Origin of the sequence: Knoellia sinensis KCTC 19936, from assembly GCF_000768705.1 — a bacterium.
GTDB lineage: Bacteria > Actinomycetota > Actinomycetes > Actinomycetales > Dermatophilaceae > Knoellia > Knoellia sinensis.
Window position 1 is genome coordinate 49,606 of the sequence record NZ_AVPJ01000014.1, and the last position, 19,384, is coordinate 68,989.

The 19,384-nt window shown below is 67.8% G+C and carries 20 protein-coding genes; 5 read left to right on the top strand and 15 right to left on the bottom strand.

The window, feature by feature from the left end:
* Nucleotides 1–17: 17 nt before the first annotated feature.
* From mnhG to N802_RS15340, 8 genes are all read right to left on the bottom strand, one after another.
* Nucleotides 18–338, bottom strand: a complete 321-nt coding sequence (gene mnhG / locus N802_RS15305) for a monovalent cation/H(+) antiporter subunit G (RefSeq protein ID WP_035917905.1) — start codon at nt 336–338, stop codon at nt 18–20.
* On the bottom strand, nt 335–628 hold the full coding sequence (locus N802_RS15310; RefSeq protein WP_035917906.1) for an MrpF/PhaF family protein: 294 nt from the start codon (nt 626–628) through the stop codon (nt 335–337). Before N802_RS15310 ends, mnhG begins: the two co-directional genes overlap by 4 nt.
* Nucleotides 625–1,149 (bottom strand): Na+/H+ antiporter subunit E, encoded by a 525-nt coding sequence (locus N802_RS15315; protein WP_035917908.1) that lies wholly within the window; start codon nt 1,147–1,149, stop codon nt 625–627. Before N802_RS15315 ends, N802_RS15310 begins: the two co-directional genes overlap by 4 nt.
* Nucleotides 1,146–2,741: a Na+/H+ antiporter subunit D gene (locus N802_RS15320; protein ID WP_035917909.1), complete on the bottom strand. Its 1,596-nt coding sequence runs from the start codon at nt 2,739–2,741 to the stop codon at nt 1,146–1,148. Before N802_RS15320 ends, N802_RS15315 begins: the two co-directional genes overlap by 4 nt.
* A complete protein-coding gene (locus tag N802_RS20010) occupies nt 2,738–3,367 on the bottom strand; it encodes a Na(+)/H(+) antiporter subunit C (protein ID WP_084072265.1) in 630 nt (209 codons plus the stop codon). The genes N802_RS15320 and N802_RS20010 overlap by 4 nt, the downstream gene beginning before the upstream one ends.
* Nucleotides 3,367–6,225, bottom strand: a complete 2,859-nt coding sequence (locus N802_RS15330; protein WP_035917911.1) for a Na+/H+ antiporter subunit A — start codon at nt 6,223–6,225, stop codon at nt 3,367–3,369. The genes N802_RS20010 and N802_RS15330 overlap by 1 nt, the downstream gene beginning before the upstream one ends.
* Before the next feature lie 190 nt (nt 6,226–6,415).
* Nucleotides 6,416–6,817 carry a type II toxin-antitoxin system VapC family toxin gene (locus tag N802_RS15335; RefSeq protein WP_245613963.1) on the bottom strand — a complete coding sequence of 134 codons (402 nt, stop codon included), beginning with the start codon at nt 6,815–6,817 and terminating at the stop codon, nt 6,416–6,418.
* A 20-nt stretch (nt 6,818–6,837) separates the two neighbouring features.
* A complete protein-coding gene (locus tag N802_RS15340) occupies nt 6,838–7,125 on the bottom strand; it encodes a ribbon-helix-helix protein, CopG family (RefSeq protein WP_035917912.1) in 288 nt (95 codons plus the stop codon).
* Between the two features lie 217 nt (nt 7,126–7,342).
* On the opposite strand from N802_RS15340, the gene N802_RS15345 reads away from it, so the two are divergent.
* From N802_RS15345 to N802_RS15360, 4 genes are all read left to right on the top strand, one after another.
* Entirely contained in the window at nt 7,343–7,954 is a 612-nt protein-coding gene (locus N802_RS15345) for a hypothetical protein (RefSeq protein WP_035917914.1), read from the top strand.
* Entirely contained in the window at nt 7,951–8,523 is a 573-nt protein-coding gene (locus N802_RS15350) for an OmpA family protein (RefSeq protein ID WP_052110022.1), read from the top strand. The genes N802_RS15345 and N802_RS15350 overlap by 4 nt, the downstream gene beginning before the upstream one ends.
* A 78-nt stretch (nt 8,524–8,601) precedes the next feature.
* On the top strand, nt 8,602–9,180 hold the full coding sequence (locus tag N802_RS15355; RefSeq protein WP_035917915.1) for a hypothetical protein: 579 nt from the start codon (nt 8,602–8,604) through the stop codon (nt 9,178–9,180).
* Nucleotides 9,177–9,740, top strand: a complete 564-nt coding sequence (locus N802_RS15360; protein ID WP_052110023.1) for an OmpA family protein — start codon at nt 9,177–9,179, stop codon at nt 9,738–9,740. Before N802_RS15355 ends, N802_RS15360 begins: the two co-directional genes overlap by 4 nt.
* Nucleotides 9,741–9,860: 120 nt before the next feature.
* Here N802_RS15360 and N802_RS15365 read toward each other — a convergent pair whose 3' ends face one another.
* Together N802_RS15365 and N802_RS15370 are read right to left on the bottom strand one after the other, a co-directional pair.
* Nucleotides 9,861–11,147 carry a fatty acid desaturase family protein gene (locus tag N802_RS15365; RefSeq protein ID WP_035917916.1) on the bottom strand — a complete coding sequence of 429 codons (1,287 nt, stop codon included), beginning with the start codon at nt 11,145–11,147 and terminating at the stop codon, nt 9,861–9,863.
* A 116-nt stretch (nt 11,148–11,263) separates the two neighbouring features.
* Nucleotides 11,264–12,385, bottom strand: a complete 1,122-nt coding sequence (locus N802_RS15370; RefSeq protein WP_084072266.1) for a ferredoxin reductase — start codon at nt 12,383–12,385, stop codon at nt 11,264–11,266.
* 94 nt (nt 12,386–12,479) lie between these two features.
* Between N802_RS15370 and N802_RS15375 the strand changes: the two genes are divergently transcribed.
* Nucleotides 12,480–12,809, top strand: coding sequence for a hypothetical protein (locus N802_RS15375; protein ID WP_035917917.1), 330 nt, complete (start codon nt 12,480–12,482; stop codon nt 12,807–12,809).
* Nucleotides 12,810–12,857: 48 nt separating this feature from the next.
* Here N802_RS15375 and N802_RS15380 read toward each other — a convergent pair whose 3' ends face one another.
* The 5 genes from N802_RS15380 to N802_RS15400 all read right to left on the bottom strand — a co-directional run bounded on the left by N802_RS15380 (nt 12,858) and on the right by N802_RS15400 (nt 19,183).
* A complete protein-coding gene (locus N802_RS15380; RefSeq protein WP_211254431.1) occupies nt 12,858–13,757 on the bottom strand; it encodes an alpha/beta fold hydrolase in 900 nt (299 codons plus the stop codon).
* 116 nt (nt 13,758–13,873) lie between these two features.
* Entirely contained in the window at nt 13,874–15,142 is a 1,269-nt protein-coding gene (locus N802_RS15385; protein ID WP_035917919.1) for an ABC transporter permease, read from the bottom strand.
* Nucleotides 15,139–16,257, bottom strand: coding sequence for an ABC transporter permease (locus tag N802_RS15390; RefSeq protein ID WP_035917920.1), 1,119 nt, complete (start codon nt 16,255–16,257; stop codon nt 15,139–15,141). Before N802_RS15390 ends, N802_RS15385 begins: the two co-directional genes overlap by 4 nt.
* Complete coding sequence (locus N802_RS15395; protein WP_245613964.1) at nt 16,254–17,867, bottom strand: ABC transporter ATP-binding protein; 1,614 nt, start codon at nt 17,865–17,867, stop codon at nt 16,254–16,256. The genes N802_RS15390 and N802_RS15395 overlap by 4 nt, the downstream gene beginning before the upstream one ends.
* A gap of 254 nt (nt 17,868–18,121) precedes the next feature.
* Complete coding sequence (locus N802_RS15400) at nt 18,122–19,183, bottom strand: BMP family lipoprotein (RefSeq protein WP_035917989.1); 1,062 nt, start codon at nt 19,181–19,183, stop codon at nt 18,122–18,124.
* Nucleotides 19,184–19,384 lie beyond the last annotated feature (201 nt).

The following is a 19,384-nucleotide window of genomic DNA, read 5'->3' on the forward strand; positions in this document are numbered from 1 at the left end:
GAGGAGAGGAGAGGGAATCAGTCGTCGGCGAGGTCGTCGCGGGTGAGCCGGGTGCGGTCGATGTGCCCCGCGCGCAACGCCGCACGGCCGAGCATGTGGGCCGAGACCGGCGCCGTGACCAGCTGGAAGACGGCGGCCAGTCCGATGATCGTCAGCGCGCTGCGGTCCTCCACGCGCAGTGCCAGTCCCACCAGGACGAGCAGGACCCCGAGCGACTGGGGCTTCGCGGCAGCGTGCAGTCGCGTCAGCACATCGGGGAACCGGACGAGGCCGATGCCGGCGACGAGGGCGAGCAGGGACCCGAGGATCAGGCAGGCTCCGGCGAGGATGTCGATCATGGCTGGTCACTCTCCTCGAGGTGAGGGCTGCCGTCGCCGTCGCGGGCGGCGAACCGGGCGATGCTGACCGAACCGAGGAAGCCGACGAGTGAGAGGGCGAGCAGGACCGACACCGTGGTCGAATAGCGGCCCACCGCGGCGTGCACACCGACGGCACCGACGGTTGACGCGACGAACACGTCGGTGGCGACGGTGCGATCGAGCATCGACGGGCCGCGCACCATGCGATACAGGCACAGCGCCCCACCCACCGCGAGCAGCGCAGCGCAGATGATGCCGACGACGATCATGAGCCCACCTGAGCGCACACGGCGTCACGTTCCTCGCGAGGGGCGAAGGCCTTCACGACACGTTCCTCCTGGTCGAGGACGGACTGGCGGAACTGCTCGATGCGCTCGGGTGTCTCGGCGTCAAGGACATGGAGATAGATGGCGCTGTCTTCGGGGACGAGTTCGACGAGCAGGGATCCCGGGACGAGGCAGACGAGCTCCGACGTGATGGTCATGATGAGCTCCGACCGAGTGCGCAGGCCCACGCGGAGGACGGCGCTCGCGGGTGGGCCGCTCGGACGAATGGCGAACCATGACACCTCGACGCTGGCGCGGATCAGATCCCAGAAGAAGCGCGCAGCCAGAACGAAGGTCGGCCATGGACGCAGGACCCAGGTCCACGGCGCCTTCGGGAATGGGAAGACGACGACGACGAACACGGCCGCGAGGATCCCGCCGACGACGATCGTCGGCGTCACGGCGCCCCACAGCAGGATCCACACGATGGTCAGGCCGATGATCATCGGCAGCGAGCCACTCATTGCGGCCCCGCGAGGACGGCCTGGATGTACGGCGTGCGCTCCAGCAGCTCGGCGGCGGCGCGATCGGTGATGCCGAACAACGGCCCGGCAAACACCGTGAGGCCGACGCTGAACGTCACGAGCAGCACGGTCGGAAGGCCCATCGCCATGGGGAGCCGCTGCTTCGTCGCGACCTGTTGCCACTTCGTCGTGACCTGCGTCCCCGTCGAGACCTGGTCGTGTCCGTGCAGTGGTCCGTGCGACCAGTCATCGTCATCGTCGTGGTCGGCGTCGGGGTCGGCCGGCTGCCAGAAGGCGCGGTTCCACACCTTGGCAATGGCATACAGCGTGAGCAGGCTGGTGAGGATCGACATCGCCACCGTGACCAGCGCCAACCAGTCGCCTGCCGCGACGCCGGCCTGGCCGAGGGCCACCTTGCCGAGGAACCCCGAGAACGGGGGGATGCCGGCGAGGTTCATGGCGGGGACGAAGAAGACCACGGACAGGACTGGCGCCGTCCTGGCGAGACCCCCAAGGCGGTTGAGGTTCGTCGTGCCGCTGCGGTACTCGATGAGTCCTGCCACGAGGAACAGGACGGTCTGCACGGTGATGTGGTGGGCGATGTAGAAGATCGCTCCGGACAGGCCGAGCTGGGTCGCGAAGGCGACGCCGAAGAGCATGAACCCGATGTGGCTCACGAGGGTGAAGGACAGGATTCGTTTGATGTCCGACTGGGCGACGGCACCCAGGATGCCGATGACCATTGTCAGGATCGCCGCCCACAGGAGCAGCCCGCGCAACCCGTCACCGGGGAAGACGAGGGTCTGGATCCGCACGATGGCATAGATGCCGACCTTGGTGAGGAGGCCGGCGAACACGGCGGTCACGGGCGCAGGGGCCGTGGGGTACGAGTCCGGGAGCCACGCCGACAGGGGGAAGACCGCGGCCTTGATGCAGAAGGTCGTGAGCAGGAGCAGTTGCAACATCTGCGCAATGCCGGAGGGCAGGTCGTCGACGCGTCCTGCCAGCTCCGCGAAGTTCACGGTTCCCGTTGCGGCATACACGGACGAGATCGCGATGAGGAAGATCGCCGACGAGATGAGGCTGACGATGACGTAGATCGTGCCGGCCCTGATGCGGGCCTCCGTGCCACCGAGGGTGATGAGCACATAGCTGGCCGCGAGGAGGATCTCGAATCCGACGAACAGATTGAACAGGTCGGCCGACAGGAACGCGTTGGACACCCCGGCGCTGAGCACGAGGAACGTCGGGTGGAAGACCGAGAGGGGTGTCTCGCGGCCATACTCGACGATGCCTTGCCCGAACGAGTACAGCAGGACGCACAGGGTGACGAAGGTCGACACGAGGAGCATCAGCGCCGAGAGTCGGTCCGCGATGAGGGAGATGCCAATGTCGGGTCCCCAGCCACCGATCTGGACGGACTGGGGGCCGTAGCGGTCGGCGCGGAAGAGGAGTGTGGCGGCCGTGATGACGACTGCCGTCAGCACGACCACTGAAATGAGACGCTGCGCTGTCGCCGAGCGGCCGAGGACGAGGCAGAGGCCGGCACCCAACAGGGGGAGCAGGACGGGGAGTACGACGATCTGGGTCATCGGTCGTCCTCGGTCGTTCCGGTGTCGGGCTCCAGGTCGGGATCGCGCGACTGCTCGAGATCGGCCGCGTCCGTGGGGTCAGCGGCTCCGTCCGTGGGGCCGACCCACTGGGACCTCGTCGCTGCCTCCAGTTCCTCCGCGTCCTCTGCTGCGAGTGCGGCTGCAAGCTCGTCGTCGGAGACTCCGGTCCGCGGCGCAGGCAAGTCCTCGCCCTCCTCATCGGGCACTCCGGCCTCGATGTCGTCGAAGGTTGCCGACGTGTGGTCGAGATCGGCGCGGCGACGCACGAGGTCGTCCTCGACGTCGTCCTGAACGTCGTCATGGCCGCTGAGCTGCCACGCGCGATAGGCGAGCGCGAGTCCGAACGCCGTGACGCCGAGGGTGATGACGATGGCCGTGAGCACCATCGCCTGGGGCAACGGGTCGGTCATCTGGCTGTCGTCCCCGGCGCCGATGATCGGCGCACCGCCGGCAGGGCCGGACGCCACGAGATAGGTGATGTTGACGCCGTTCCCGAGCATGACCCATCCGACGAGGATTCGGGTCAGGCTGCGCTCGAGGACGAGGACGGTGCCGCACGCGACGAGGACGACGATCGCGATGATGAGGACGTAGTTGGTCGCCACTAGGCGATCGCCACCTCTCCGCTGTCGGTCTCGACCTCTCCGCTCTCCTCGCCGTGCTTGTCGATTCCGCCGCCGAGGCTGCGGAGCACGTCGAGGGACAGTCCGATGACGACGAGGTAGACGCCGATGTCGAAGAACAACGACGTCACGAGGTGCACTTCGTAGCCGAAGAGGCCCGTGGGGATGTCGAAGATCCCGCTCTGGAACGCGTTGTAGCCCAGGAGTGCCGGCACCGCCCCGGAAAGCGCCGCGATGACGAGCCCGCTGCCGAGCACGACGCCGGCGTCGATGGGGGCGGCGGAGTCGAGTTCGGCCCGGCCGCCGGCGAGGTAGCGCACCATGAGCGCGAGGCCGGCGATGAGGCCACCGGCGAACCCGCCGCCCGGAAGGTTGTGACCGGCGAAGGTCAGGTAGATCGAGAACATCATGAGGACCGGGAAGACGACCCGGGTGACGATCTCGAAGACGACGGAGCGACGGCGGTCGGCGATGAGGCCAGCGCCCCGGAGCCACCCCTGGTCGGAGTCTGCACGGAGGCGCCGGGCTTCGCGGTGCGACGTCGCCCGATCGGTGAGAAGGAAGATGAGGCTCGCGACCCCGGTGGCGGCGACGACGAGGACCGAGATCTCACCGAAGGTGTCCCAGACGCGGATGTCGACGAGCGTGACGTTGACGATGTTGTTGCCACCGCCGTACTCGTAGGCCGGTCCCGCGAAGTCACGTCCCACGGGCCGGGCCGTTCGCGCGTTCGCCGCGACGAGGGCATAGCCGCCCACGGCCAGACCGACGAGGCAGCCGACGGCGACCCGGATGCGGCGTGCCGTCGTGAAGGGGCGGTCGGAGAAGAAGGGGGGCAGGCGGCGCATGACGAGCACGAAGGTCACGACGGAGAACGTCTCGACGAGCACCTGGGTGAGGGCGAGGTCGGGGGCTCCGTGCGCGACGAACAGGAGCGCGGTGCCGTAGCCCGTGACCCCGAGGAGCAGGACGGCACGCAGTCGCCGTCGCGACCGAACCGTCATGATCGCGGCCAGCACCACGACGGAGACGATGGCGACCTGGAGCAGGTTGTCCGGGCCGCGCAGCCGCACGGCGTCCCACACCTGCACGAGCGCGAGCCCGGGGATGATGACGAGGACGAGGAGGATGATCCCGACATAGATCGGCAGTGAGCCACGCTGCGTCCGACCCGTCACCTCGATCGACAGACGGTCGACGCCTCGAATGATGTCGTGATAGACCAGCTCGGCTTCGGGGAGGTGGAGGGCCTCGTGGACGCGCTTCTGGGTCGATGCGACGGCACGGCGGGCGATCCAGAGCAGCAGGCCGACCACGATGATCACCGCCGACAGCCCGAGAGCCGGGGTGAACCCGTGCCACAGCGCGAGCGTCGGCTCGTGGGCCCCGGAGGGTGACTGTGCGGCATACGCCATCAGTCGTGGCGTGAGGAAAGCACCCGCGAAGCCGCCGACGAGCGACAGCCCGGCCAGCAGGACGGGCGCCAGGATGAAGCCGCGCCGCTGCTTCGTGACGGTCGGGGGCTCCACGTTGCGCACGCCGAAGGCGCCCCACACGAAGCGTGCGGTGTAGGCGACGGTGAGGGTCGAACCGACGACGAGTCCGACGAGCGCGATGTCCCCCCACACCCCGAGGTTGGTGTCCGCGCCCAGGTCGAGGAAGGCCGCGAGGGCCGACTCCTTGGCCGTGAAGCCGAGCATCGGGGGGAGCCCGGCCATCGATCCCGCGGCCAGCGCGGCAGCGACGAAGGTCACGGGCAGGGAGCGGTAGAGGCCGGTGAGCTCACGCAGGTCGCGGGTCCCCGTGGCGCGGTCGATGACCCCGACGATGAGGAAGAGGGCCGACTTGAAAAGTGCGTGCCCGAGGACGAGGGCGAGGCCGGCGAAGGCCGTGGCCCGCGTCCCGACGCCCACGACGGCAATGAGGAAGCCGAGCTGGCTGACGGTGCCGTAGGCGAGCAGCAGCTTGATGTCGTACTGCCGCAGCGCGCGCAACCCGCCGATGATCATCGTGAGCAGCCCGGTCCCGAGGAGCAGCGGCCGCCAGCCGGGGATGTCGGAGAAGGCCGGTGCGAGAAGAGCCACGAGGAAGACGCCGGCCTTGACCATCGCCGCGGCGTGGAGGTAGGCGCTCACGGGAGTCGGTGCCGCCATGGCGCCGGGCAGCCAGAAGTGGAAGGGCACGAGTGCCGACTTGCTGATCGCCCCGACGAGGATGAGGAGCACGGCGATCGTCGTCGCGGTGCCGCTCGGGGGGTTGGCCAGGATGTCGGAGATCCGTGCCGTCCCCGCCTCGTGGCCGAGGACGAAGAGACCGACGAGCATCACGAGCCCGCCGAACGTGGTCACGATGAGGGCGTTCATCGCGGCTCGACGGTTGGCCTTGCGCTCGGGGTTGTGGCCGATGAGCAGGAACGACAGGATCGTCGTGAGCTCCCAGAAGATGAACAGCACATAGAGGTTGTCGGACACGACGAGCCCGAGCATCGACCCCGCGAACGCCGTGAGGACCGCCGAGAAGCGCCACAGCTCGCGGTCGCCCTCGCGGAAGTACCACCGGCAGTAGGCCAGGACGAGCGCGCCGACGCCGGTCACGATGAGCGCCATCACTGCGTTGAGGGGCGTCAGGGCGAGGTCGATCTGCAGGTCGATCGTGGGGATCCACCGCACCTGCTCCGTGCGCACGTCGCCGTCGAACGCTCGTTGGGCCTGCCCGAGGAGCCACAGGAACGACCCGAGGGGAACGAGCGCCAGGATCAGGAAGGCACGTCGCTCGAGAAGCCGGACGAGGAGCGGGGCGAGCGCGGCCGCGACGAAGTGCAGCGCAACGATCGCGATCATGCGTGCCTCCATCCGCGCAGTGGGCCTGTGGGGTGGGGGTTGACTGAGGTGTCCCGCCGCGACGAGAAGCTCCCCGGGACAACATCCCTGGTGGGTGAATTATGACTGTTCGGCGGAGTGGTTCTGGACGCCGGGGCAGAACCGCCCGGTATGCCGTCCGCCCCACCTGCCGTTCTCAGTTCACTCGCGCTCAACTCACCTTCGCGTCACGGGGGTCGATCCGGCGGAGGCCCGGCACACCCTCGAAGTCACGGTCGGTCGTGACGATCTGGTCGAACCCGGCGGCGAGAGCCGTGGCGGCATGGACTGCGTCGCGCCCCCGAAGTGACGTGACACGCATGAGTGCGACCGACCGGGCCATGATCTCGGCGTCGAAGGGGTGGACGACGACCGCTCGGGCGAGTGCCTCGGATTGATCCAGGGCCTGTGCCCTCTCGACTCGTCGGAGTCGGTGGAAGGTGAACTCTTGGAGCGCCTCCACACTGACGTGGAGCCCTTGAGCCCCATCCCGAGCCCGAGCCAGGAAGTCGGTGGCGTCAACTCTTGCGGGGTGCTCGTCGCCGCTGGCGAGGAGGAAGACGGTGGTGTCCACGAACCAACGCACCGCCACTGTCAGACCTCCAGTCCCTTGGAGATCTCCGCATCCCAGGCATCTTCGAGCTCGCGCTTGATCTCTGACCACTCGCGGTTGTCGGATGGGCCGGGGCGCGAGGAGGCGGTCAGGGCAAGGAACTCACCCAGGGCTACAGCCCGGGACTCGGCACCCACGGGGTAGTGCGCGTCGATGGCCTCGCGGATCACGGCGTTGACGCTTCGGCCCGAACGCTCGGCCTCGGCCGCGACACGTGCGTAGCGCTCGTGGTCCAGCAGCAGCTGGAGACGGCGTTCGAGGGTGGACATACACACAGCATACACATGTCGGTATCGAAGTCGATGTAGTACGAAACGCCGTGCGCCCGACCGATCACGCGGCGTTTCGCACTATCTCGACTGGTGCGTCAGATCCATTCGGAAGTCGGGGCGGCCTGTCCCGGGGAGTGCTCCCCATTCCGGGCCGACCGCCGGCCGTCGTAGGGTCGTGCCGACAGTTCGTCCAAGGTTTCCAGGGGGACCCACCGTGAACACCCGATCCCAGCGCGCCCTCGTGGCGATCGCCCTCGCCTCGATCCTCGGCCTCACCGCCTGCTCTGGTGGCGACGAGACCGATTCCACGACACCGACCGACTCAGGTTCGAGCCAGTCCGTGACCACCGCGAACGGCGGGGAGGCCGCCGACAACGGGGCCGCCGCGGCTGGCATCGACATCAACAACGTGCCGAAGGCCATCGCCACGCAGACCATCCCCGCCGATCGGGAGGTGGGCGTGGACACGGTCAAGGTGGATCTGCTCCGGCTGGAGCGCAAGGGCAAGATCGTCGAGGCCGTCTTCGCACTCACCCCGAAGATGACCACGCCCGGAGAGAGCGTCAATATCCACGGCGGGCTCAACGGTGCCGAACCGAACGTCAGGCTGATCGACCCGGTGAACCTCAAGCTCTACAAGACCATTGAGCTCGCCAACTCCAACGGCAAGCAGCTCGAAACCAACATCATGACGGCGGGCGACTTCGTCGAGGGCAAGCCCGTCTTCGTCTGGGGTGCGGTGGCGGCCCCGCCCGAGGAGGTCTCCAAGGTGGACGTGCTCGTGTTCGAGAGTGGCGTGCCGTTCAAGGACGTCCCGCTCTCATGACGACGTCGCTGCGTGGGGCGAGCGTCGCGGCGGCCAGCCTGCTGATCGCGGGAATGGTGGCTCTGCCGGCCAGCGCGGAGCCCGGCTCCCCGACCCTGGGGAACCTGCCCGACATCACCGACTCGATGGTGCAGGACGCGATCGTCGACCTGGACGCCAGTCCCGTCGACCTCACGCCGGTCGTCGAGGAGATCGAGACGACCTCCACCGAGGGTTCGGAGCAGGTCGTGACGCTCAACTCGGACATCCTCTTCGCGTTCGACAAGGCGGCGATCAGCCCGGCGGCTACGTCGAAGATCGCCGCCCTGGTCAAGGACGTGCCCCAGGGGGCGAAGGTCTCCATCGGCGGGCACACCGACTCGCTTGGCACCGCCGCGCGCAACGCGTCCCTCTCGCAGGAACGTGCCGCTGCGGTCGCTGGCGCGATCAAGACTGCCCGTCCTGACCTCGTCCTCACCGTCAAGGGATTCGGGTCGTCGCAAGAGGTCGAGCCCAACACCAAGGGTGGAGAGGACAACCCGGACGGCCGGGCCAAGAACCGACGGGTCGAGATCCGCTACGCCAGCTGAACGGCATACGAGATCTCTCCCGCGTTTCTTCCGATCAACCAGACGCACAGCAACCAGACCCACAGCAAGGGGAACCTCATGACCACGCGTGCATCCCGCATCCTCGCCGGTGGAGCCCTCGTCGCGGCGCTCGCGCTCGCCGGCTGTGCCGGCAGTGACGGTGGCGGCGGCGACTCCGGCGCCCAGGGCGACTCGAGTTCGAGCCAGTCCGAGAACACCGACAGCGGCGCCGATGGCGGAGAGGCGGCCGACAACGGTGGCAAGGCGGCCGGCATCGACCTCAAGAACCCGCCCAAGGCCATCGCCACTCTCACCGTGCCGGGCGTACCGAAGGGGGACACCACCGACACTCTCATCGAGCTCGTGAAGTTCGAGGAGCGCGGCAAGCTCCTCATGGCGGTCTTCCGCGTCACCCCTCACGGCACCAAGGAGAAGACCAACCTCCTTGTGGTGAACTGGAAGCCGGTCCTGTTGGACCCCGTGAATCTCAAGCTCTACGAATCGGTCAACGAGCTCACGTCCGCGTGGTCAACGGACTTGGTGATGAACGAGCCGAACTACGTCATGGCCGGCTTCGCCATCCCGGAGAACACGGACACGATCGACGTCGGCGTGAGCCGTGAGGGCCTGCGCATGGAAGGCGTCAAGCTCCCATGAGGCTCCGGGTCGCGCTGATGAGCAGCCTGGCGATGACGGCCGTGCTGATGGTCGCCGGCCCTTCGCAGGCTGCTGACCTCGACATCAACAACCTGCCGCAGGTCGACGACTCCACCCTGGCGTCCACCGTCAAGGACCTCACTCTCCCGGTGAGAGACCTCAACCTGCCAGAGCCCAAGGATCTCGAGACAAAGACCACGCATGGCTCCGAGCAGGTCGTCACGCTGAACTCGGACATCCTCTTTGCGTTCAACAAGGCCGACCTTCCGCCAGCCGCATCCGGGAAGATCGCCGCCCTCGTCAAGGACGTCCCCCAGAAGGCCAAGGTCTCCGTGGGCGGTCACACCGACTCACTCGGCACGGCTGCCCGCAACGCGACGCTCTCGCAGGAGCGTGCCGCCGCCGTTGCCGCCGCCATCAACGCTGCTCGCCCCGACCTCGTCCTCACGGTCAAGGGCTTCGGATCGAGCCAACCCGTCGCGTCGAACGGCACTGCCGCCAAGGACGACCCCGACGGCCGGGCCAAGAACCGAAGGGTCGAGATCCGCTACGCCAGCTGACCGGCATACCGCAATCTCTCCCAACTTTCGCTCCCCATGACGGAACGTTGAGGGACCGGAGGGTTCATTTCCCTCCGGCCCCTTCACGTTGCCACCCACGGGCCCCGAGCCCAGCGGCCGTCAGTAGCGGCGGCCTGCCCCACCCTTGCCGGCCAGGGCCTTCTTGGCCGCGCGCAGGATCGTCGCCCGACGCGTCGTGCCCTCGCGCTTCGGCGGCAGCGACAGCTCGACGACCTTCTTGTAGACGCTGCCGACCTGCTTCGGCAGTGACCCCGTGACGTACTTGAGGTCGTGGCGCTCCATGAGGTCGCGGATCTTCGGTGCGATCTCGGCGTAGCGGTTGCTCGGCATGTCCGGGAACAGGTGGTGCTCGATCTGGTGGCTCAGGTTGCCGGTCATGACGTGCATCGCCTTGGAGCCGTGGATGTTGCCCGATCCGAGCATCTGCCGGAGGTACCACTCGCCACGGGTCTCACCCTCGATCGACGTCTTCTCGAACGTCTCGATGCCGGACGGGAAGTGGCCGCAGATGATGACCGTGTTGCTCCACACGTTGCGGACGAGGTTGGCGACGATGTTCGCCGTGAGGGTGTGTCGCGCCGATCCAGTGAAGGTGGCCGCGGCCAGGGCCGGGTGCCCGACGTAGTCCTTGGTCATCTGCGCCTGGATCTTGGCGACCGTTGCCTTGGCGTTCTTGCGGAACTCGGCCTTGTCCTCCTCGCTCATCCGCTTCCGCTTGACGAGGTAGCCGCCGAGCTCAAGGTCGTAGGCGGCGATGGAGTACTCGAACATCAGCGCGTTGGCGACGTGCCAGACCGGTTGGAACAGGTAGAACAGCGTCCACTTCTGGTCCTCGTCGACCCGCAGGATGCCGTAGCCGAGGTCGTTGTCGCGGCCGAGCACGTTGGTGAATGTGTGGTGGATCTGGTTGTGGCTGTGCTTCCACTGCTCGGACGGGCTGGCGTGGTCCCACTCCCAGGCCGTCGAGTGGATCTTGGGGTCACGCATCCAGTCCCACTGGCCGTGCATGACGTTGTGGCCGATCTCCATGTTCTCGAGGATCTTGGCGACGGACAGTCCGGCGGTGCCGAGCCACCACATGGGGCGGATGCCCTTGTACTTCACGCCGGAGAAGAGGAGAGCGGCTCGGCTGCCCATCTCCAGGTAGCGCTGGGTCTTGATGACCTTCCTGATGTATGCCGCGTCGCTCGCTCCGCGCGAATCCATCACCTCCGCGCGGATCACGTCCAGCTCGCGCCCGATCTCCTCGATCTGCTCCGGGGTGAGGTGCGCGGCGGGGTTCGGACGGCCCGACTTCTTGAGCTCGGGGCGCTGCGGACGCCGGGTGTCGCTGTCGACGCGTAGCCGCGAGTTGATGGTCGTGGGGCGCTCAGGTGCGAGGGTCATGGTCTGCTCAACTCCTTCGTTCGTGTACCGAACTCACCCAATTGGACGGTTCGGGACAGGCAGTGCGTGTGCACATCCGTCCAATTGGGTGAGTTCGGTACGGAGGGTCATGGGGGTCAGAGGTCGATGTCGCAGGGACCGGCGGCAGCGTTGATACAGGTCTGAATGCGCACGTCGCCTGAGTTCTCGTCGGTCGAGGTGATCTCACCAGTGCGGAGGTCGCGAACGGCGCCTTCCTTCAGTGGGACGACGCAGCCGAAGCAGATGCCCATGCGGCACCCGCTCGGCATGAGGACACCAGCCGCTTCGCCGGCGTCGAGGATCGGGGTGGCACCGTCGGCGTCGACGGTGACCTTGGTGTTCGCGAAGGTGACGATGCCACCCTCGCCGGGTTCGACGACGCTGGGCCGGAAGCGTTCGACATGCAGTCGGTCGCTCAGTCCCGCTGTCTCCCAATGGGACTCGGCGGCGTCGAGCAGTCCGGTGGGACCGCACACCCACACCTCACGCTCGCGCCAGTCGGGCACAAGCCAGTCAAGGGAGGCGAGGTTCAGAACCCCAGCCACGTCGTCAAGGTTCTCGTGCAGCGTGAGCCGGCTCGCGGCGGCATACCCGCGAAGTTCGTCACGGAAGATGACGTCGGATTCGGTGGGCGCGCAATGGATCTGGACGGCATCGTCGAGCGCATTCAAGTGATTGCGGAGCATTCCCATGACCGGTGTGATGCCAGACCCCGCGGTGATGAACAGGGCCTTTGCCGGCAGCGTGCGCGGCAGCGAGAAGTCTCCGGTCGCCTGGTCGAGCATGACCATGGTGCCGGGCGCGGTCCGTCGCACGAGGTGGTTGCTGACCACTCCGTCGGGGATCGCCTTGGTCGTGAAGCTGATGAGCCCGTCGGCGGCATCGGCGCGGTGGGTCAGGGAGTAGGCACGCCAATGGCGGACCCCGTCGATGTCGATGCCGACCCGGATGTATTGGCCGGGCACGTGCCCGCTCCACCCGCGCCCGGGACGGATCGTGACGGTTGCGGCGTCGGTGGTCTCAGGGGTCACGGAGACGACGCGGCCGCGCAGATCGGCGCCGGCGCGCATCGGGTCGAAGAGGTCGAGGTAGTCGGCGGGGACGAGCGGCGTGGCGAGCGCTTCGGCCACCTTGCGCGCGCGCTCCAGCAGCCCGGTGAGCCGGGGAGGGCGCGGCGTATGCCGTGTCGTCGCGGTTCGTGGAAGGGTTGCAGTCACATACGCGAGCGTAACCTACGTTCGCGTAACTTACGAGTCCGTAGGTAGGTGGGCGGGGCCACATCGTCTCAGTCGCGTCTGCGACACTGCCCGCGTGACCCGCACTGCTCCCGCCATCCTCGCCCTCGCCGCAGTCCTCCTCACTGGCTGCTCTGCTGCCGAGGACATTGCCTCCGACGCTGCGTCCGCGGCGGGCGCTTCGGCCAGGGAGGCCGCCCTGCGTGAGCTCGAGGCCGCCGTCTGCCCGCTCGTGGCAGACAACACCCTGAGCGAGGCGGATCGCTCCACCTTGGCCTCAGCGATCGACGTCGCCCAGGGGCTGGGCGTGGAGTCGGAGTTGCTCACGGCCGCCGAGGACATCAACAACTCCGACGGCACGCCGCCCGAGTCGGAGCTCGCTGCGCTCGCCGAGGCCTGCCGCTGACCGTTCCCTGACGAAGAGATTCAGCAGGGCTCGGCGGGAGACTCGAGGTCAGCGGTCGTCGGCGTCGTCGGCGAGGACCTCCTTGAGTCGGGCACCGAACTGGACCGACTTGCCCGGCCACGGCCCCTCGGCGCTGGCGAAGCCACCGTGGTGACTCGGAAACATCGTGACCTGCAGGCCGAGAGCATCGGCCACCGCACGCGTCGTCCGGGCGGTGATCGCGTCACCCGTCTCTTCGCCGACGGCCATGACGATGCGCGGACTCCCCGAACGCAGCGCCTCCAGGTCTGGGCGGGTCGACGTCACCGTGACCGAGCGCTCCGAGAGCAGTGGGTCGTCGCGTGAGCCGTCGTCCTCCGTGGGGAGTCCGAACATCGCAGGGTCGGCGGCAGGCTGGGCGAAGTACTCCTCGGTGATCTCCCCCTGCCCACTGGTGAAGGCGATGAACTCTGCCATCCCGGCACCGAAGCCCTTGTCGGCGTAGGTCTGTCGCACACGCGCGAAACCGCGGCTCGCCGCATCGGCGTCGGGCAGCGCCCACACGGCGGGAGGTTCGTGTGCCACGACGGTCGCGAGATCGCCCGGGTGGGTGGAGGCCCAGGTGAGTGCCGTGACCGCTCCGCCGCTGCTGGCGAAGACGTCGACCGGTCCAGCGTCGAGGTGTTCGACGAGCGCATGCAGGTCGGCGGCCTGGATCTCGGGCGTCTGGTCCTCACGGCCGTCGCGTCGGGTGCTGCTGCGCCCCAGTCCGCGCGGGTCATAGGTGACGACGGTGCGGTCCGGGAACTCGGCCGCCAAGGCCTCGAACCCGTCGGCGCACATGGGCTGCCCGATCATGAGAAGCGGCGGGCGGCCGTCCGCAGTGGGGAGTGGGCCGCGCACGTCGTGGACGAGGTCCACGTCGGGAAGTTCGAGCGTCTGCGTCTGCACGTTCGGCTGGGTGCTCATGTCATCCACCCTGCCAGCCGTGGTGGGGGTGCGCGCGGCTATTTGCGCCCTGTGACGCGGACCTACCGGGCACTTCCTGCCCGGTAGGTCGCGCGAAAGGTGGGGAGGTTCGGGCGCTAGTGGCCCTCGCCCTTGCGATAGATCTGGCCATCAGCCGCTGGCATGCGCAATCGCTGTGACGCGAACGCCAGGACGAGCAACGTGACGACGTAGGGCGTCGTGCCCGACAGCTCCTGCGGAATGGTGTCGGTCAGGAAGTACCAGGCCCCGACTCCGAGACCCACGACGATCGCCAGGACACCCTGCACGAGACGACCACGACGAGCCACCTGCCAGATCCCGATGCCGATGAGCAGGATGGCGAACACCAGGAGGAAGGCGTGCACCGTTGTGCCACCTCCACGCAGTTGCGCTGCGTCTGTGTAGCCGAACAGGGCCGAGCCGGCGAGCAGGCCACCGGGTCGCCAGTTGCCGAAGATCATGGCGGCGAGGCCGATGTATCCACGACCACCAGTCTGTCCGTCACGGAAGAGGTTGGCCGCGACAAGAGCGAGGAATCCGCCACCCAGGCCCGCGAGACCGCCGGAGACGGCGACGGCGATGAACTTGTAGCGGATGACGTTGACGCCGAGGGACTCGGCAGCCACCGGAGACTCACCGACCGAACGAAGGCGCAGTCCGAAGGCCGTGCGCCACAGGATCCACCACGTCGCGACGAACAGGAGCACCGCGATGATCGTCACGATCGACACCCGCGTGCAGAGCGCCCGCAGGACGCCGGCCAGGTCGGACACGAAAAAGATGTGTCTCTCCTCGAGTGTCCCGAGCGAGTCCGAGAGGCCCGGGACCGTCACCGATGGGAGTTGCGGGAGCTGGGGGGACTGCGTGGGACCGCCGCCCGGGAGCCCGGAGAAGAAGCGGACCGAGAGGTACTTGGCGAAGCCGAGCGCGATGATGTTGAGGGCGACACCGGAGACGATGTGGTCGACGCCGAAGATCACCGTCGCCACCGCGTGGATGAGGCCGCCGATGACGCCACCGGCGATCGCTCCGACCAGTCCCCACCAGGCGCCCATGTGGTAGCCGAGGAACCCGGCGCCGAAGGTGCCGAGGATCATCATGCCCTCGAGGCCGATGTTGACGACGCCCGCGCGCTCGGACCACAGGCCGCCGAGGCCGGCCATCGCGATCGGCACCGCGAGCCCGAAGGCGGCGATGAGCAGACCTGACGAGGCGAGGTCGTTGGCGCCGGTGACGACGCGCAGCACCGACATGAGCAGAATCGCTCCGAAGACGATGAGCGCCCAGTGACGGGGCGTCAGGCGACGTCGGGAGGGCTTGGTTGGCACCTTGGTGGTGCCGACATCGAGACCGGCGGCGCTCATGCCGGGGCTCCTTCCTGTGCCGGGGTGCCTTGACCGGCGTTGGCCAGTTCGCGCGCGACGCGTTGTTGCTCGAGCCGGACGTCAGCACGTCGGATCAGCTCGTAGGCCACGACGACGGCGAAGATGATCGTGCCCTGGATGATGTTGACCACCTCGGTCGCCACCCCGGCCTGGATCTGCAGGGCATTGGACTGGATGTTGAGGAACGCCCACAACAGCGCTGCGAGCCCGATGCCGATCGGGTGGTTGCGCCCGAGCAGGGCGATCCCGATGCCGGCGAAGCCGAGGCCGGCCTGGAACGTGGTGCCGTAGCTGTGGTCCTGCCCGAAGAGCAGCGGCATGCCGATGAGTCCGGCGAGTGCGCCCGAGGCCACGATGGTCGTGACGACCATGCGCGGCACCTTGACTCCACTCGCGACGGCGGCCGACTCGGACTGCCCGGTCGCCCTCAGGTCGAAGCCGAAGCGGGTCTTGCCCAGGACGAACCAGTAGGCGAACCCGACCGCGACGGCGAGGACGATGAGTGTGTAGACCTTGTTGGTCGCGCCGGGGATCAGTGCGAGCCCTTCGAGCTGGGAGCTCTCGGGGATGGGCTCCGTCGAGATGGTGTTGCTGCCGGGTTGCTTGACGGCCACCTTGAGCAGGAGCCACTGCACGACACCGGTGGCGATCGCGTTGAGCATGATCGTGCTGATCACCTCGGACACGCCGCGCTTGACCTTGAGGTAGGCAGCGATCCAGGCCCAGAAGCCACCGGCCGCCATCGCCACGATGAGGGTGAGCAGCACGTTGAGGGGGCCGGGGAACCACGCCTGACCGGCGAACAGCGCACCGGCGAAGGCAGCGACGCGGTACTGGCCGTCGACGCCGATGTTGAAGATGTTCATCCGGAAGCCGACGGCGACGGCGATCGCCGACAGGTAGAGCACCGTCGCCTCGTTGATGATCTGGACGAGTTGCCGCGGCCTCGGCCACGACAGGATCGTCTTCCAGACCTCCCCCACCGGGTCACCGAAGAGGACGAGGAGCAACGAGGTGATCAGGAAGGCGACGAGGAGCGCGAGGACGGGGGCTGCGATCCCGAGCAGCGCCTTGCGCGGGTTGATGCGGTTCATCGAGCGTCCTTCGAGTCACTGGGCTTGACGCTGGGGTCCGCGCCGGGGTCGGCGCTGGGGGCCGCGCCGGGGTGGGCGCTGGCGTCAGCGCTGGGCTGGTCGACGTCGCCGCCCGGCTCGTGGCCGGTGGCGCCGGTCATGGCGGCACCGAGGTCCTCGGCGGTGACCGTGTCGGGGTCGAAGGTGCCGGTCAGACGGCCGCGCAGGATGACGTGGATCGTGTCCGAGAGGCCGATCAGCTCCTCGAGGTCGGCCGAGATCAGCAGGACCGCGAGGCCGTCACGGCGCGCCGTCCGGATGATGTCCCAGATGCTCGCCTGGGCGCCGACGTCGACACCGCGAGTCGGGTGTGCCGCGACGAGGACCTTGGGCTGGTGGCTCATCTCGCGCCCGACGATGAGCTTCTGCTGGTTGCCACCGGACAGGGAAGCAGCCTTGACGTGGATGGACGGCGTCCGCACGTCGTAGTCGCGGACGATCCGCTCCGTGTCCGCCTTCGCACCGGCGGCGTTGATGAGGCCACCCTTGGCATTGGGCTCCTCGGTCTGGTGTCCGAGGACGCGGTTCTCCCAGAGCGGCGCCTCGAGGAGGAGCGCATGGCGATGCCGGTCCTCGGGGATGTAGGCGACGCCCGCCTCGCGGATCTCTCGCACGTGCCAGTCGCTGATGTCCTTGTCGTGCAGGAAGACGAGGCCCGATGTGGGCTCGCGCATCCCCATGATCACCTCGACGAGCTCGGCCTGACCGTTGCCCTCGACTCCCGCGATGCCGAGCACCTCGCCGGCGCGGATCGTCAGGCTGATGCCGTCGAGGACGTTGCGCGTCGCGGCGCCACCGGCGAGGACGATGTCCTCGGTGCGCAGCACGACCTTGTCCGTGACCGTGGACTCCTCGGTCTCCGGGGTCGGCAACTGTGAGCCGACCATCAACTCGGCGAGTTGGCGGGCGTTGACCGACTTCGGGTCCACCGTGTCGATCGTCGTGCCACGACGGATGACGGTGACCGAGTCCGCGACCGACAGGACCTCGTCGAGCTTGTGCGAGATGAACAGGACCGTCAGGCCCTCGGCCTTGAGCCCGCGCAGGTTGTCGAACAGCTCCTCGACCTCCTGGGGCACGAGGACCGCGGTGGGCTCGTCGAGGATGATGATGCGCGCGTTGCGATAGAGGACCTTGAGGATCTCGATGCGCTGGCGCGCGCCGACGCCGAGGTCCGCGACGAGCGCGTCGGGGTCGATGTCGAGCCCGTAGGAGTCGGAGATCTCGCGGATCTTGGTCCGAGCGGCGTCACCGATGCCGTGGAGCTTCTCGGCTCCCAGGGTGACGTTCTCGAGGACGGTGAAGTTGTCCGCGAGCTGGAAGTGTTGGAAGACCATGCCGATCCCCACGGCGATGGCGTCCGACGGGGAGTGGAGGTTGACCTCTTTGCCGTCGACCCGGATCGAGCCCTCGTCAGGTCGCTGAACGCCGTAGAGGATCTTCATCAGGGTCGACTTGCCGGCGCCGTTCTCGCCGACGATCGCGTGAACCGTGCCTCGCCGGACCTTGAACCCGATGTCCTTGTTGGCGACGACACCCGGGAAGCGCTTCGTGATGCCTTCGAGCTCCACGGCGAAGTCGTCGCCCTGAACGGGTGACGGCGACGGGGCTGGGGCGGATGCAGAGATGGGACACACTCCTCGTCCGTGCCCGAATCAACTCCGGGCGTTGCTGGTCGATGGCACCCGGGTCAGCACGTGGAGACCCGAGGGCCACGACCGTGCAGCGACAGTGCCGGGGACGGAACACGGCCCGCGATGACGCTATCGCGCCACGCGGGCCGTGTCGCCCAACTCGCTGGCTTTTGCAGCGGGTTGGGACTAGCTCACTTGGTCGGGACCGTGATGGTGCCCGCGACGATCTGGGCCTTGAGCTCGTCGAGCTTGGCCTTGATGTCGTCGACGTTGCCACCAGTCGTGGCGTAGTCGACGCCGCCGGCCTTGAGGTCGTAGGTCTTGACGCCGGTGAGGTCGGTGCCCTCGCTTCCGTTCTTGAGGAAGTCGAAGACAGCCACGTCGACCTTCTTGACCATCGAGGTCAGGATGATGTCGCGCACGTCCGGTGCGGCAGTCAGGGCCTGGTCGGAGTCGACACCGATCGCGAGACCGTTGGCGGCCTTGGCAGCCGTGAAGACACCGGAGCCGGAGCCACCAGCAGCGTGGTAGACGACGTCCGCCCCGCCCTGGAAGAGGCCCTCAGCGGCCGTCTTGCCCTTGGCCGGGTCGTTGAAGCCCGAGAAGTCCGGCGGCTGCGAGAGGTACTGGCTCTTGACGACCGTGCCGGCCTTGCCAGCCTCGGCGCCGGCCTTGTAGCCCGCCTCGAACTTCTTGATGAGGTCGACGCCGACGCCGCCGACGAAGCCGACCGTGTTGGTCTTGGACTTGAGGGCGGCTGCCGCGCCCACGAGGAACGAACCCTGCTCCTCGGCGAAGACCAGGTTGGCCACGTTGGGGGCGGTGGAGTCGGGGGACGCGTCGTCGACGATCGCGAAGGCGACGTCGGGGTTGTCCTTGGCGACCTTGCCGATGGCCTTGGCGTAGGCGAAGCCGACACCGATGACGTGGGTGGCGCCCGCGTCGACGAACTGCTGGAGGCGCTCCTCGGTGGCGGACTGGGCCTCACCGTTGACCTGCGTGGCCTCCTTGAACTCGGCGCCGAGCTCGGCCTTGGCCTTGTCGAGACCGACGGCGGCCGACGCGTTGAACGACTGGTCGCCACGACCGCCGACGCCGTACGCGATGCCGACCACGAGCTTCTCGCCCGCTGCGGCGGTGTTGGTGCCGGTGGACCCGGTGGTGGTGCCCGGGTCGGGGTCTGACGAACCGCAGGCCGACAGACCGAGCGCGGCAGTCGCGATGACTGCAGCCAGCTTGGTTGCGTGACGCAAGGGGTGCTCCTTCATTCCGTGGGCCGCAGTCGACGACCCAGATGGCTACGCACTGTAGACCCGGATGCCCGAAGTTCTGAACCTGTCGGTAGAAGTGTTATCGACCCGCGATCGCCGCAGCCGTACCACGACTGCCGCAGGACCCCGCCGACGTGCTCATGGGACGACCGGTGACGGGAGCGCAATGGCAAAACCTGACGA